The following is a 12,613-nucleotide window of genomic DNA, read 5'->3' as shown; positions in this document are numbered from 1 at the left end:
CGAATCATCGAGCCGCATGGGGTGCCTTCCGCCTGATCGCTTGACCCAAGGAGTAGGAAGCTCGCACTGACGTCATGCAGTGCGGGCTTTCTTGCGTCTGTATGCCTCACACAAAAATGACCGTCGCCAAAAAATGTGTGAGACAAACGCACATCATCACCCAATCACACATGTTGACAATCCGCGATATTTCGCCGATTGTCGGATGTCGTTGTTCGTTTTATATTCGGTTGGCCTCACACTGTTTGCGCAGAGGCATGAATAGTGTGAGACCTGAGACGACATAATCCTCAAGGATGAGGGCCGGCGCGTGGCCGACCGCCCAATTCAGTCTGGCGCACGATGGGGCGCGCCGTTATTTCTTCATAAGTTGGAATCGTCATCCGGGCATAAGGCCCGGCCAAATATGGAGAGACATTATGAACGTGCAGAACCCGGCCGCATCGCGCGGCATCGCTATTCAGGCCGTCGACTTGGTCAAGAACTACGGCACCGGCAGCAATATGGTCCATGCCCTGCGCGGCGTGAACGTGAGTTTCGAACGCGGCAAATTCACCGCCATCATGGGCCCTTCCGGCTCCGGCAAATCCACGCTTATGCACACGCTCGCCGGCCTCGACTCCGCCACATCCGGGCATATTCTTTTCGGCGGGGCAGACCTGACCCGCATGGACGACAAGCAGCTCACCTTGCTACGTCGCCACAAGATCGGCTTCATCTTCCAAAGCTTCAACCTGTTGCCCATGTTCACCGCCGAACAGAACATCCTCATGCCACTGACTCTCGCCGGAGACAAGCCCGACCACGCCTGGTTCGACCTGCTCGTCGATACCCTGGGACTGAAGCAGCGCCTGAACCACCGACCGAATGAACTGTCCGGTGGCCAGCAGCAGCGCGTGGCCATCGCCCGCGCGCTGATTACCAAGCCGAAGCTGGTGTTCGCTGACGAGCCGACCGGCAACCTCGACTCCGTTTCCAGCGCCGAAGTGCTCAGCTTCCTGAAGCGTTCGGTCAACGAGCTTGGCCAAACCATCGTCATGGTCACGCACGATGCGGTGGCCGCCTCCTACGCCGACCGTGCCATCGTATTCGCCGACGGACAGATCGTGGCCGATGAATCGAATCCCACTGCCGAAACGATGAACGAGCTGCTTATGTCCGAACGCGAACGTGCCGCGCGCACTGCCGTCACCAGCACACGCGCCGACACGCTCGCCCGTCTTGCCGGCGTAAAGGATGTGCCCAACCTGCCCATCACCGACGCTCCATTGCCCCCAGCTGGGAGAACCGGCACCATGCGCCATGCCCGCGCCGTCGTACAGCACGCTCGCTGAGCCGGAAAGCGAGAGACAGGACACCCCCATGTTTTCCATCACTCTGAAACTTATGAAGAAAAGCGCCAGGATGCTGATTCCGGCAGGCATCGCCATCCTGATCGGCACTGCGTTCATCGCCGCTACCTTCCTGTTCGGCAACGCGATGAACGATGCGCTTGCCGCCCAGAACACCGCCCAGCTCGGCGGCGCGAACTACGTGATCAGCCCGGATAGCGGCAAGGACCTGACCGATAAGGACCAGGACTACATCTACACGCGCACGGTTAACGACTTCCAGCTTGACCGCATCCGCGCCACCAAAGGCGTCAAGGACGCACGTGCCGGCTACGCGGGTCCTGTGACCGTAACCCGTGGCAACAAGCATGCCAGCAGCTACGTCATCACCACCGCCACAAAACGCACGCTGCTGCCGGTCACCATCACGCAAGGAGACCAGCCGGCGGACAGCAACGAGATCGCCCTGACCAAGTCCGTGGCCGACCAGCTCGGCGTCAAGGTAGGGGACCGTGTGACCGTCAACTCGCAGGCGGCGCAGTATGCGGGCAAGACCGGCGATTCGGCCGGTAATACCGGTGACGCTGGTGATGAGTCGGCCCAGAACGCCGATGGCGCGAGCTCGCACGACGGTGATTCCGATGCCGCGTCCGGCGCGTCCGCCCCATCCGACGGCACCGACACGGCCGCCGACTCCGGCATGACCGTGCGCGTGGTCGGCCTGACCGACGATCCGAACGGTGCCTACCCCTACTACGGCGGCGCCTCCGTGCTCTCCGACAACGTGATCGCCGCGATGGGAGGCGGCGACGATTTCAACGAACTGCCCGCCAGCATGATCTACCTCGACATCGATGGTGCGGGCGATGCGGCCGCGACGGCCGCGGTCGCACAGATCAACGCCCTGCTCCCCAAGCATTTCAGCGTCCAGTCCCGAGCCTCATACGCCGAACGATCCATCGCGAGCATGAGCGCGGGCGAAACCAGCATCACCACCATATTCCTGTTGAGTTTCGGCATACTCGCCATGCTGGTGGCCTCGCTGGTCATCGCCAACACCTTCCGCGTCCTCGTGGCGCAACGCCGCCGCACGCTCGCGCTGCTGCGCACCATCGGCGCGAACAAGAAACAGTTGTATGCCGGTGTGCTGTTCGAAGCCGGCGTGCTGGGACTGATCGCCTCCGTGCTGGGCGTGGGCCTCGGCATCGCCCTTGTGGAAGCGCTGTGCCGGTCCGGCATCATGCAGGCCACCGACATGAACATGCGACTGGTGCTGTCCCGCCCGGCGTTCACCGTACCGGTGGCATTCGGCATCATTATGACGGTGATTGCCTCGCTAGGCTCCGCGCGTTCCGCTACCGCCGTCACCCCGCTGGAAGCGTTGCGACCCATCGAACTGACCGACACGCGACGGGCCGGTGTGGTCCGCGCCGTGATTTCCATGCTGCTGATTGCGGTCGGCGTGGCACTGTGCGCATTCTCTGTATGGCAGATGTCCGAGAAAATCGCCGGACGTGATTCAATGGCCGACAAGCAGTATTCGCTGGTGCTGCTCGCCGCCATCATCGGATGTGCATTGATCTTCCTTGGACTGGTGCTTTCCGCCACGTTCTGGCTGCCGGTGCTCATGCGCGGCGTGGGCGCGCTGGTTGCACTGGCCGGTCCGTCCGCCAAAGTGGCACATGCGAACATTCAGAAGAACCCGCGCCGCGTGGCCGCCACCGGTGCCGCACTGCTTATCGGCGTGACGCTGGTCTCCACCATCGCCACCGGTGCCGCCAGCGCCAAGCAAACCATGAACGAGGCGTTGACCACGCGCTACAGCGTCGACATGATTGCCGCTGGCACCGATATGACTGGCAAACAGGCCAGCGAGGCAGCCAAAGTCAAGGGCGTTCAGAGCAGTATCTACGCGCCGACCCGCATGATGACCATGAAGGATGCCGACGGCAAGAGTCTGAGTGTGCTGGTCGTGGGCGTGGATGGCGTCGACGCGCTGCGCAAGGTGGTGCGCTCCGATTTGTCCGGTGTGACCATTGATGGCGATTCCGTACTGATGCCCAAGTATTCCGCCGCTACAGGCAAGGATATTCCGCTGGACAAGAGCGTTACGTTCACGGCTGGAGCGGCCGAAGCACAAGCCGATGCCACCAATGGTCCGTCCGGTAATGATGCGAACGGCAGCGCCGAAAACGGCAATGGACAATCCGGCGGCACACAGACGCTGACGCTCAAACCGCGGAAGGTGGACTATCGCCGCATCGCCTCCAACTACGCCGCGGTCGCCTTCGTGGACGCCAGCCACTTCACCAACGGTGGAATCAAGGCCGACGGGCATATCATGCTTATGCGCATTGACGCCGAAGGCGCGGGTGTTGCGTTGAACGACGTATTCACCAACGTGCAGAATGTGTTCTCCGCCAGTGCGGGTGTTACCGTGACCGGTCCGGTGGCCGAACGTACGCAATGGGAGACCATGATCAACGGCATGATGGCATTGTTGGTCGGTTTGATTGCGGTGGCTGTGCTCATCGCCTTGGTCGGCGTAGCGAACACGCTGAGTCTGTCGGTGATCGAACGCACACGCGAATCCGCCACCTTGCGTGCCATCGGCATGACGCGCGGCCAACTGCGGCGCTCGCTGGCGGTGGAAGCGTTGCTGCTTTCGCTCGTCTCCGGCGTGGTGGGAGTGATATTGGGTACCCTGTTCGGCTGGCTCGGATCCTACATGGTGTTTAGTTTGTACGGCGACACCGTGTTCCCGTTCGAATGGGCCACCAACGGCGTGGTGCTCGGCGTCGCCGCGCTCGCCGCTCTGCTGGCCAGCGTGGCACCCGCCCGCCGGGCCGTCAAAACGCCACCAGTTGAAGCCTTGGCCGAAGCGTAGAGCAATAAGCTCCCTCATCAGAGGGAGCTTTTTTGTTACACCAGCCCGTTATCGTACGCGAAGACTACAGCCTGTACGCGGTCACGGGCGTTGATTTTGGCAAGGATATGCGCCACGTGGGTTTTGACGGTGGGAAGGGAGATAAAGAGCTTGTCCGCGATCTCCTGATTGCTCAGACCATGGGCGATCTCCACCAGCACCTCGCGTTCACGGTCGGTGAGCAGATCCAGTTCGGGATCGGTGTATGCTGGGCGTGACGTATTGGAACCGTCGGAAGCGGCTCCGGCAGGGGAGGGGATGCCGGTCATCGAGCCGGCACCGTTGCCGGCCGCACCGCCAGAGACGCCGACGGCGGAACCGTACACGGCACCGGAGCGCGCGACATCGCCGGTCAGCGAACCATGCTGCGCGTAACCGTCCTGCATCATCTTTTCGATGAGTCGCTTGGTGGCGGAAGGCGCGATAATCGCATTGCCTTGGAATACAGTACGAATCGAATTGAGCAACGTTTCCGGTTCGGTGTCCTTGAGCAGGAAGCCCGAGGCGCCGGCATTGATGGCCGCCATCACATACTCGTCCAAATCGAACGTCGTCAGAATGATTACGCGCGTCGGCCGGTCGTCAGCCGATTCGGCCGAGACGGTCGCGTCGCCCGGCGCGGCGGAGAGCGAGGTAATACGGCTCGTGGCCTCAATGCCGTCCATGCCGGGCATGCGCACATCCATCAGCACCACGTCGGGATGCAGGGATTCCGCCAACGCCACGGCTTGGGCGCCGTCGGACGCCTGCCCGACCACCTCCATATCCGGCTGCGAACCAATGACCATGGCAAAACCGGCACGCACCAGCTCCTGGTCGTCCGCAATAATCACGCGAATGCTTCTGCTCTCGTTCATGCTCTCCACTGTATCCGTTTCCTATCGGAGCGCCGCTCCATAAACACCCTGATTGTTCCCTGAGTTCTTATTGGGCAAGGCTCTCATCGGGGTAACGTTCCCGCGTGTTGCATCTGACTATCCAACGAAGCCGCCGGTCGCAACTGCATATCCGGCTGCACACCCTCATGGGTCTCGTCGCTGAACCCGGTTTCACGCAACACTTTCAACAGCTGACGCATACGAGCCAATGCGGCACGCCCCCGAGCGCCAATCGCGGCAAAAGCCTCTGCAATCTGCATACTATCAGGCGCAGGTTCGGCGTTGAGCATCACCAGTCCCTCATCAGCCTGCGCGATCACCGATTCCAGCGTGGTCAGTACTTCGGTTTGCATCGCCGCACTAATACGGTTGCGCTCTAAGTTGGCCGCCAGCACCTTTTGCCGCTCCTGCTCGGCTCGCAGCGCCTCCTCGCGTTGCAACAGCACCAGAGCGTTTGCGCCACGCGAACGGCTCCATCGAGCCATCGCAATGCAGGCAAAACCGACCAACATGATTCCCACGCCCGGCAGCAAGCCGGACAAAACCAGCCTCCATTTTGAGAGCATGGAACTACCATCGGGCAAAAACAGATGGAACAGCTGACTGTATCCATTCCACCCAGCCATCACCTTGATGCCCGCAAGCCACGAATCGGCTGCCAGCGCCACGCTCACCCAGCGCCAAGCGGACTCTCGTCCATACAATACCGCCGAATACACGGATACCATCGCATACATATTGATGGTCAAAATCGATGGCAAGAACAACAGTTGCACAGCAGACAGCACCGCCATCGCCAGCGCGCTGCCCTCTGGGAAGCGGCGGCGGAACGCCAAAGGTGAAAGCATAATAATCGTCAGCGTTATAGTCGGCACGCGGCTCGGCGAATACGGGGCATTGCCGATCATTTGCAAATCGCCATACGTGGCGGAATCAAATAGCGCAATCAGCACGATAGTGGCGATAACGTCCATCAGAAGATAGTGCCGCTCGGTCCACTGCGCAAATCGACCCACCCAGTTCGACTCACGCGTATCTCCTTGGTCGAGTACTTTGGGGCGCGCCCGATCCATCAATCCTCGTATACGCGAGATAACGGTTAGCACCGGATCCTCCGTATCGGTGCCAGACTGTGGGGCGGCAGGGGAGAGCGGAATCGTAGCCGCCACAATAAAGCCACCATTCGGCCCTGGGCCGGCCTGCACGCTGCCACCCAACGACTCAATGCGTTCATGCATACCAACCAATCCGTATCCGGGCTTATGACCGTCTGCTGCAGACGCCGCGCCACGGCCGTTATCGGATATGGTAATCGACAGCACATCGTTTGACCAGATTTCATCGATGGTGGCTTTAGCGCCCTCGCCCGCATGTTTGCGCGTATTGGTCAGCGCTTCCTGCACAAGACGGAACACGGCGGTTTCCGCGTCGGCGGACAGCCGGTCAGGTTGCGCTTTGCCGGTCATATGCCGGGACACCACCAGATGACCATCAAACAGCGAATCGATGTCGGCATATCCGGTACTGCCACTCGCACCGAACACATTGAACAGACGCTGCATATCATGCTGCGCGCGTTCGGCCTCATGCCGAATCGTACCCATCGTGTGCTTGGCGATGGCCAGATCATGCGCACCCGCATACCGGCCGCCATCCGACTGCACAATAATCGTGGAGAGCGTATGTGCCACCACATCATGCATATCACGGGCGATGCGTGCGCGTTCGGCCAGCGCCGCGATGCGCGTCTCCTCGGCCTCTTTCGCCACAATGGAAGCGTTGCGCTCGCGCATGGCCGCCAGCGTGGCGTTGCGCGCTCGCTGCCACAAGGCCATGATGATGACGCTCAGCACGCTCGATTCGATGAACGCCGCCTCCATGCCGAAGTCAGCGAGCATCTTGGCCCCGCAGTTGACGGCGCCGTTTGCCCCCACGACGCCGGTGACCGCCGGGCATGCGGGCATCGTGATGGCATCGGCCAGCCAGCCGTCGCGGATGACGCGCGAACCGGAGGAAGGTCCGGCGAACAGCGGACCCACGTTGAAAGACACCGACCAGACCGTCGCCGCGACCAGTCCCATGACGAACGCCGTGACGATGAACCGCCAGGAATGTCGGGGATTGCCGTACAGAATCACCGAATACACCATGATCAGGGCGTAGAAATCGAAATACGTGATCGCCGGGCCGAACACAAGATGCGTGATGGTCAGCGCCACGAACAGCCAGGCCGCCGGCTCCGGGCGATACCTGCGCAGCATCAGCGGCACGAAGACCGGCAGCGACCACAGCGTCATCGACGCCTGAGTTGCGGGAAACAATATGCCGGCATCAGGGTTGGTGGAGGCGTTGAACGGCACGCAACCGGCGATCAGCGCCGCGGCGAGCAACGTGTCCCATAGCAGTGTGCGGGTCGACTCCCGTGCGCACCATGCCCTCACGCGCGCCATCATCTCCATAACGCACAAGGCTAGCGTGTCCGGAGACGAACCGGTATCACTCTTCAGGAGGATTTGTGGACTAGAGTTTGTGGACTAGAGTCTTGAACCATGACAATGCTGAGCAAATACCACGTGCCCGGACTGGCCATAGAGGACCATTCCATCGATGTTCCGCTCGACTGGACCGGCCACGAGCCCGGACGGGCATTCGACGGGGAAACCATCAAACTGTTCTATCGCGTGGTCACCGCGCCCGAACACGTGCATGACGACCTGCCCCTGCTGATTTTCCTGCAAGGCGGTCCCGGCGGTGCCGGCCCGCGCCTCAACAGCCCGACCTCCGACGGATGGATCGAGGAGGCCATCAGGCACTTCCGGGTGATCCTGCCCGACCAGCGCGGCACCGGCCGCTCCTCGCGCGTGGACACGCACGCCATGGCCCGCATCGCCGCCGCGCACGACGATGATGCCGCGGCCGGCGCACGAGCCCAGGCCGACTACCTGAAGAAGTTCCTTGCCGATTCCATCGTGCGTGACTTCGAACATCTGCGCCTGACCGAATTCGGTGGCCGCAAGTGGGTGACGATGGGCCAAAGCTACGGCGGCTTCCTGACCCTGACCACACTGTCCCTGTTCCCGGCCGGCGTAATCGCCAGCTTCACCACCGGCGGCATCCCGCACGTGCCGGCCGACGCCGCTGAAGTGTACGAGCATACCTTCCCGCGCATGGTGCGCAAGACGACTCAGTTCTACGAGCGCTACCCACAGGACAAGGAGCGCGTGGCCGCCATCGCCGACAAGCTGCCGACTACTGCGGAAGTCGCCGAATTCGTTGGCAAACTCACCGATTCCGTACTGAATCCGATGGCTGGTACCGATGTGGAGCATCGACTTGGCGTGATCGCCGGCATGGCCGCCCACGGCTTCCCGCTGCTGCCGAACGGCGACCCACTCACCGTCGAACGGTTCCAGTGCCTTGGCGGTGACTTCGGCATGAAACCCAGCTTCGAGCGCGTCCACTGGATTCTCGACGACGCCTTCCTTGATGGCGATGGTTCCGCTTCTGCCGACTCGCCGTTGTCTGACGAATTTTTGACCAAAGTGATGGCCGCCACGTCGTCGCGCCCGCTGTATTGGCCGTTGCAGGAATTCATCTACGCCAACGGCGAGCTTGACGAGCCCATTCGTTGGGCTGCCCAGCGCGTGCGCGACTGCAGGTCCGAATTCGATGCCGTTGCGCGTCCGCTCAATTTCACCGGCGAGGCCATGTTCCCCTGGATGTTCGAACAGGAGTCTGCGTTACGCCCGTTCAGGCCGGCCATGGACCTGCTCATGGAAGACACGCACTTCGGCGTGATCTATGACGAAGACCAGCTGGCGCGCAACGAAGTGCCGTTGCAGGCCGCCGTCTATTTCGACGACATGTACGTCGATTCCGGCCTGCAGCTCGACACCTTGAGCCGGGTGGGCAACAGCCATTACTGGACAACCAACGAATTCGAGCATGATGGTCTGCACGGCCCGCTCGTCTTCAAGCATCTCTATGACGAAGCCCTCAACCGGGGCGATCTTGAAGCATTGTTCTGACTCAAGGAAGCAAGCTCCCTCTGATGATGGAGCTCTGTATACATGCACGAAAGGAAAACGTATGACTCAGAACCTCACCATCGGTTTTATCGGATATGGCAACATGGCCCAGGCCATCGCCCAAGGCTTCGTTGACGCGGGCGTGGTCGCCGGCGGCCAGATGGTTGCCTGCGCCGCCCACTACGACAAGCTTGAGAAGACCACCGCCGAACTTGGCGTGCGTCCGTTGCACAATGCGCTGGAAGTGGTGACGGCCGCTGACGTGGTCATCATCGCCATCAAGCCCTACCAGATTGCCGCCGTTGTCAAGCCGCTGGCCGACGAACTTGCCAGGCCGGGCAAGATCGTCGTCTCCATCGCCGCCGGCTGGAACCTCAAGAAGTACCAGGACCTGTTCACCACCGAAGACGGCGAATCCGTCGACTCTTCGGACATCCATATCCAGTGCACCATTCCGAACACTCCGATGGCCGTGGGCAAGGGCGTGCTCGTCACCGAATCCGTCAACACCCTGACCGACGACGAAACCGAAACCTTCGAGCAGCTATTCGGCCCCATCAGCCTCATCGAGCGCGTGGACACCGCGCATATGAACATCGCCATGGTGGTGGCCGGCTGCGCGCCCGCCTTCACTGACATGTACATCGAGGCCTTGGGCGACGCCGGCGTGCAGTACGGTCTGCAGCGAGCCACGGCCTACCGGCTTGCCGCCAAGATGGTCGAAGGTGTCGGCGCGCTCTACATGGCCACTGAAACCCATCCCGGTGCCATGAAGGACGCCGTCTGCTCGCCCGGTGGTACCACCATCAAGGGCGTCGCCCAGCTTGAAAAGGACGGGTTCCGCGGCTCGGTCATCGACGCCGTAGACGCCATCGTCGGCTGACTGCCAATCAGAGTTCGCGTATATTCGCATATCACAGTCAAAGCCTTCGAACCGTATGCTCGGAGGCCTTTGCATATGGCCGGTTCACCACATGCAGGTTCAAGGTGTCCAGCTTCTCCCTAGACTTGGAATCATGTCTCTTACTATCGGAATCGTCGGACTGCCCAACGTCGGCAAGTCCACCATGTTCAACGCACTGACCCGCAACAACGTGCTGGCTGAAAACTACCCGTTCGCCACCATCGAACCGAACACTGGCATCGTACCGTTGCCGGACAAGCGCCTGCCGGTACTGGCCAAGCTGGTCCACACCGAAAAGGTCGTGCCCGCCACGGTGACCTTCGTGGACATCGCCGGCATCGTCAAGGGCGCCTCCGAGGGCGAAGGCCTGGGCAACAAGTTCCTGGCCAACATCCGCGAGGCGGACGCGATTTGCGAGGTCGTGCGCGCCTTCGAGGACGACGACATCGTCCACGTCAACGGCAAGGTGGATCCGGCCGACGACATCGACACCATCAACACCGAGCTGATCCTCGCCGACCTGCAGACCATCGAAAACGCGCTGCCCAAGCTGGAGAAGGATCTGCGCGGCAAGAAGATCGAGCCGGCCTACATGGACGCTGTCAAGCAGGCAAAGACCATCCTTGAAGCCGGCGAGACGCTCGACAAGGCCGCACGCGAAGGCCGCTTCGACAAGGATTCCGTCTACGACCTGCATCTGATGACCGCCAAGCCGTTCATCTACGTGTTCAACGTGGACGACAACGAGCTGGCCAACAAGAACCTGCAGGCAAAGCTCGCCGCATCCGTGGCCCCGGCTCCGGCCGTGTTCCTCAACGCTCAGTTCGAGGCAGACCTGACCGAGCTCGACGAGGCGGACGCCCGCGAAATGCTGGCCGACGCTGGCTTGAGTGAGTCCGGTCTTGACCAGTTGGCCCGCGTCGGCTTCGACATCCTCGGCTTGCAGACCTTCCTGACCGCAGGCGTCAAGGAAGTGCGCGCTTGGCAGATCCACAAGGGCTGGACCGCCCCGCAGGCCGCCGGCGTGATTCACACCGACTTCGAAAAGGGCTTCATCAAGGCTGACATCGTCTCCTACGACGATTTCGTGGCCGCCGACGGCTCCATGGCCAAGATCAAGGAGGAAGGCAAGCTCCGTCAGGAAGGCCGCGACTACGTCATGGCCGACGGAGATATTGTGGAGTTCAAGTTCTCCCCAACGTCTAAGAAGTGACCGTTTGGTAGTGCTGAAAATCTGGGAATTCTAGGGTGTGTTTACATTATCTAGGTTTTGTGTGATATCTGGCGTACACATACGATAATTATCACACAAAACCTAGATAGTGTAAACACACCCTAAATACCCGGTGATATGTAAAACACCGTCAGCGCCCGTGCGCAAAATGGTGTCCTGTCATTTGATAGGAATAAAAATTTTAACTTCATTATCTGGATCATCAAAGGATAGAATTTCATGCTCATAAACTTCAAAATCTTCCCTGTCATCCAGTTCTTCCCTAGTTGTCTGCAACCATGTTCCGAAGATATACTGATATGTTTTATATAAGTTTCCAAGTGTGCCCCGGTGGGTGAAAACAGCGTATCTTCCTGCACGCAGCGTCTTTTTTGCCAGTTCCAGCGGCAGGCAATCAAAATCCTTCACCGGACCGCCGATCATGACGGAATATAACGCGTCGCCGTCTTTTGTATAAGCCGTCTTCTGCGTTTCACAGATGCCATATCCCGCAGATGTGGTGAAAAAATCTTTGTTAAGACCATGGAACTGTTCCCACAGTCCGGGCAGCTGATTGTCGGACAGGGAAGTAGTCCCCCGAAGCCCAGCTACTTCTGTCTCACCTAGCAGGATGATCTTGGGAGCGTGTGAAATATGATTGGCAATATGGCACACATCTTCCGGCGCCAGTTCTTTTTTTGCTTTTATCACCAAATCAAGTCCGGCTTTCCGGTAAGCTACAGGACTGTATCCAAAAACAGCTTTAAAGGCCCTGCTGAACGCCTCTGACGATTCATAACCACAGTCAAGTGCAATATCAATGACCTTCTGGTCGGAATGAATCAGTTTTTCGGACGCATTGTAAAGCCTCCGACGGTTGATATAGTGTCCCACGGATTCACCTAAAACAGAAGAAAACAGGCGGGTCATGTAGTAGTAGGAGTAGCCGGTTTCTCTTGATACTTCATTCAGACCGATATATTCATTTAGATGTGCTTCGATATAGGTAATGGCCCTTTCTAAAGGGGGATATCGTTTCAAACAGGCACCTCCATCCGTTTTTACTATTACTTTTTATATCTGTTATAAAATTCTCTTAATGCTTCTTTTGTTTCGTCTGGTAACAAAGATTTTTTTATGCCTAAGATTGCACCCTCTAATGCGTAAAGTTTATTGATACACGCTGTTTCATCAATTTGCTGTATTTTCAGCCATGCTTGCTCCGCTCCATTGGATTTCAAATCGTCTTCATTTAAAATACCAACTTGTTTTAATTGATTAGCCACAGCGTTTCCTATGTTAGGTAATTCCGACAGATCCTTCATATTGCCTC

General features: G+C 59.4%; 9 protein-coding genes. 5 read left to right on the top strand and 4 right to left on the bottom strand.

From position 1 onward, the window contains the following. The first annotated feature begins 419 nt into the window (after window positions 1-419). Both MMB48_RS07400 and MMB48_RS07395 read left to right on the top strand, forming a co-directional pair. Window positions 420-1,334, top strand: coding sequence for an ABC transporter ATP-binding protein (locus MMB48_RS07400; RefSeq protein ID WP_080714779.1), 915 nt, complete (start codon window positions 420-422; stop codon window positions 1,332-1,334). Window positions 1,335-1,362: 28 nt separating this feature from the next. After that, window positions 1,363-4,218 (top strand): ABC transporter permease, encoded by a 2,856-nt coding sequence (locus tag MMB48_RS07395; protein WP_032744321.1) that lies wholly within the window; start codon window positions 1,363-1,365, stop codon window positions 4,216-4,218. 35 nt (window positions 4,219-4,253) lie between these two features. Here the strand turns inward: MMB48_RS07395 and MMB48_RS07390 are convergent, their stop codons facing one another. Together MMB48_RS07390 and MMB48_RS07385 are read right to left on the bottom strand one after the other, a co-directional pair. Beyond that, on the bottom strand, window positions 4,254-5,114 hold the full coding sequence (locus MMB48_RS07390; protein WP_032744320.1) for a response regulator: 861 nt from the start codon (window positions 5,112-5,114) through the stop codon (window positions 4,254-4,256). Between the two features lie 83 nt (window positions 5,115-5,197). Further along, entirely contained in the window at window positions 5,198-7,585 is a 2,388-nt protein-coding gene (locus MMB48_RS07385; protein WP_032744319.1) for a histidine kinase, read from the bottom strand. Window positions 7,586-7,684: 99 nt separating this feature from the next. On the opposite strand from MMB48_RS07385, the gene MMB48_RS07380 reads away from it, so the two are divergent. The 3 genes from MMB48_RS07380 (at window position 7,685) to ychF (ending at window position 11,280) form a co-directional block, all read left to right on the top strand. Continuing rightward, window positions 7,685-9,163: an alpha/beta fold hydrolase gene (locus tag MMB48_RS07380; RefSeq protein ID WP_032744318.1), complete on the top strand. Its 1,479-nt coding sequence runs from the start codon at window positions 7,685-7,687 to the stop codon at window positions 9,161-9,163. 61 nt (window positions 9,164-9,224) lie between these two features. After that, complete coding sequence (gene proC / locus MMB48_RS07375; RefSeq protein WP_032744317.1) at window positions 9,225-10,046, top strand: pyrroline-5-carboxylate reductase; 822 nt, start codon at window positions 9,225-9,227, stop codon at window positions 10,044-10,046. Between the two features lie 133 nt (window positions 10,047-10,179). Next, the gene (ychF, locus tag MMB48_RS07370; protein ID WP_014485005.1) at window positions 10,180-11,280 is read left to right on the top strand and encodes a redox-regulated ATPase YchF; all 1,101 of its coding nucleotides are present in this window, start codon (window positions 10,180-10,182) and stop codon (window positions 11,278-11,280) included. Window positions 11,281-11,460: 180 nt separating this feature from the next. Here the strand turns inward: ychF and MMB48_RS07365 are convergent, their stop codons facing one another. Together MMB48_RS07365 and MMB48_RS07360 are read right to left on the bottom strand one after the other, a co-directional pair. Next, on the bottom strand, window positions 11,461-12,321 hold the full coding sequence (locus MMB48_RS07365) for an AraC family transcriptional regulator (RefSeq protein ID WP_003833466.1): 861 nt from the start codon (window positions 12,319-12,321) through the stop codon (window positions 11,461-11,463). Between the two features lie 26 nt (window positions 12,322-12,347). Beyond that, a complete protein-coding gene (locus MMB48_RS07360) occupies window positions 12,348-12,605 on the bottom strand; it encodes a TfoX/Sxy family protein (protein ID WP_032744316.1) in 258 nt (85 codons plus the stop codon). Window positions 12,606-12,613 lie beyond the last annotated feature (8 nt).

The organism is Bifidobacterium sp. FKU, from assembly GCF_026016385.1.
Classification (GTDB): domain Bacteria; phylum Actinomycetota; class Actinomycetes; order Actinomycetales; family Bifidobacteriaceae; genus Bifidobacterium; species Bifidobacterium infantis.
Note: the sequence above shows the minus strand (reverse complement) of the source record. Positions and strands in the feature narration are given on the sequence as shown.

What these genes read in the sequence shown, in the direction of transcription:
- MMB48_RS07400 (WP_080714779.1), top strand. Translation starts at nt 420, where the DNA reads ATGAACGTGCAGAACCCGGCCGCATCGCGCGGCATCGCTATTCAGGCC.
- MMB48_RS07360 (WP_032744316.1), bottom strand. Translation starts at nt 12,605, where the DNA reads ATGAAGGATCTGTCGGAATTACCTAACATAGGAAACGCTGTGGCTAAT.
- MMB48_RS07395 (WP_032744321.1), top strand. Translation starts at nt 1,363, where the DNA reads ATGTTTTCCATCACTCTGAAACTTATGAAGAAAAGCGCCAGGATGCTG.
- ychF (WP_014485005.1), top strand. Translation starts at nt 10,180, where the DNA reads ATGTCTCTTACTATCGGAATCGTCGGACTGCCCAACGTCGGCAAGTCC.
- MMB48_RS07385 (WP_032744319.1), bottom strand. Translation starts at nt 7,585, where the DNA reads ATGGCGCGCGTGAGGGCATGGTGCGCACGGGAGTCGACCCGCACACTG.
- MMB48_RS07390 (WP_032744320.1), bottom strand. Translation starts at nt 5,114, where the DNA reads ATGAACGAGAGCAGAAGCATTCGCGTGATTATTGCGGACGACCAGGAG.
- MMB48_RS07380 (WP_032744318.1), top strand. Translation starts at nt 7,685, where the DNA reads ATGACAATGCTGAGCAAATACCACGTGCCCGGACTGGCCATAGAGGAC.
- proC (WP_032744317.1), top strand. Translation starts at nt 9,225, where the DNA reads ATGACTCAGAACCTCACCATCGGTTTTATCGGATATGGCAACATGGCC.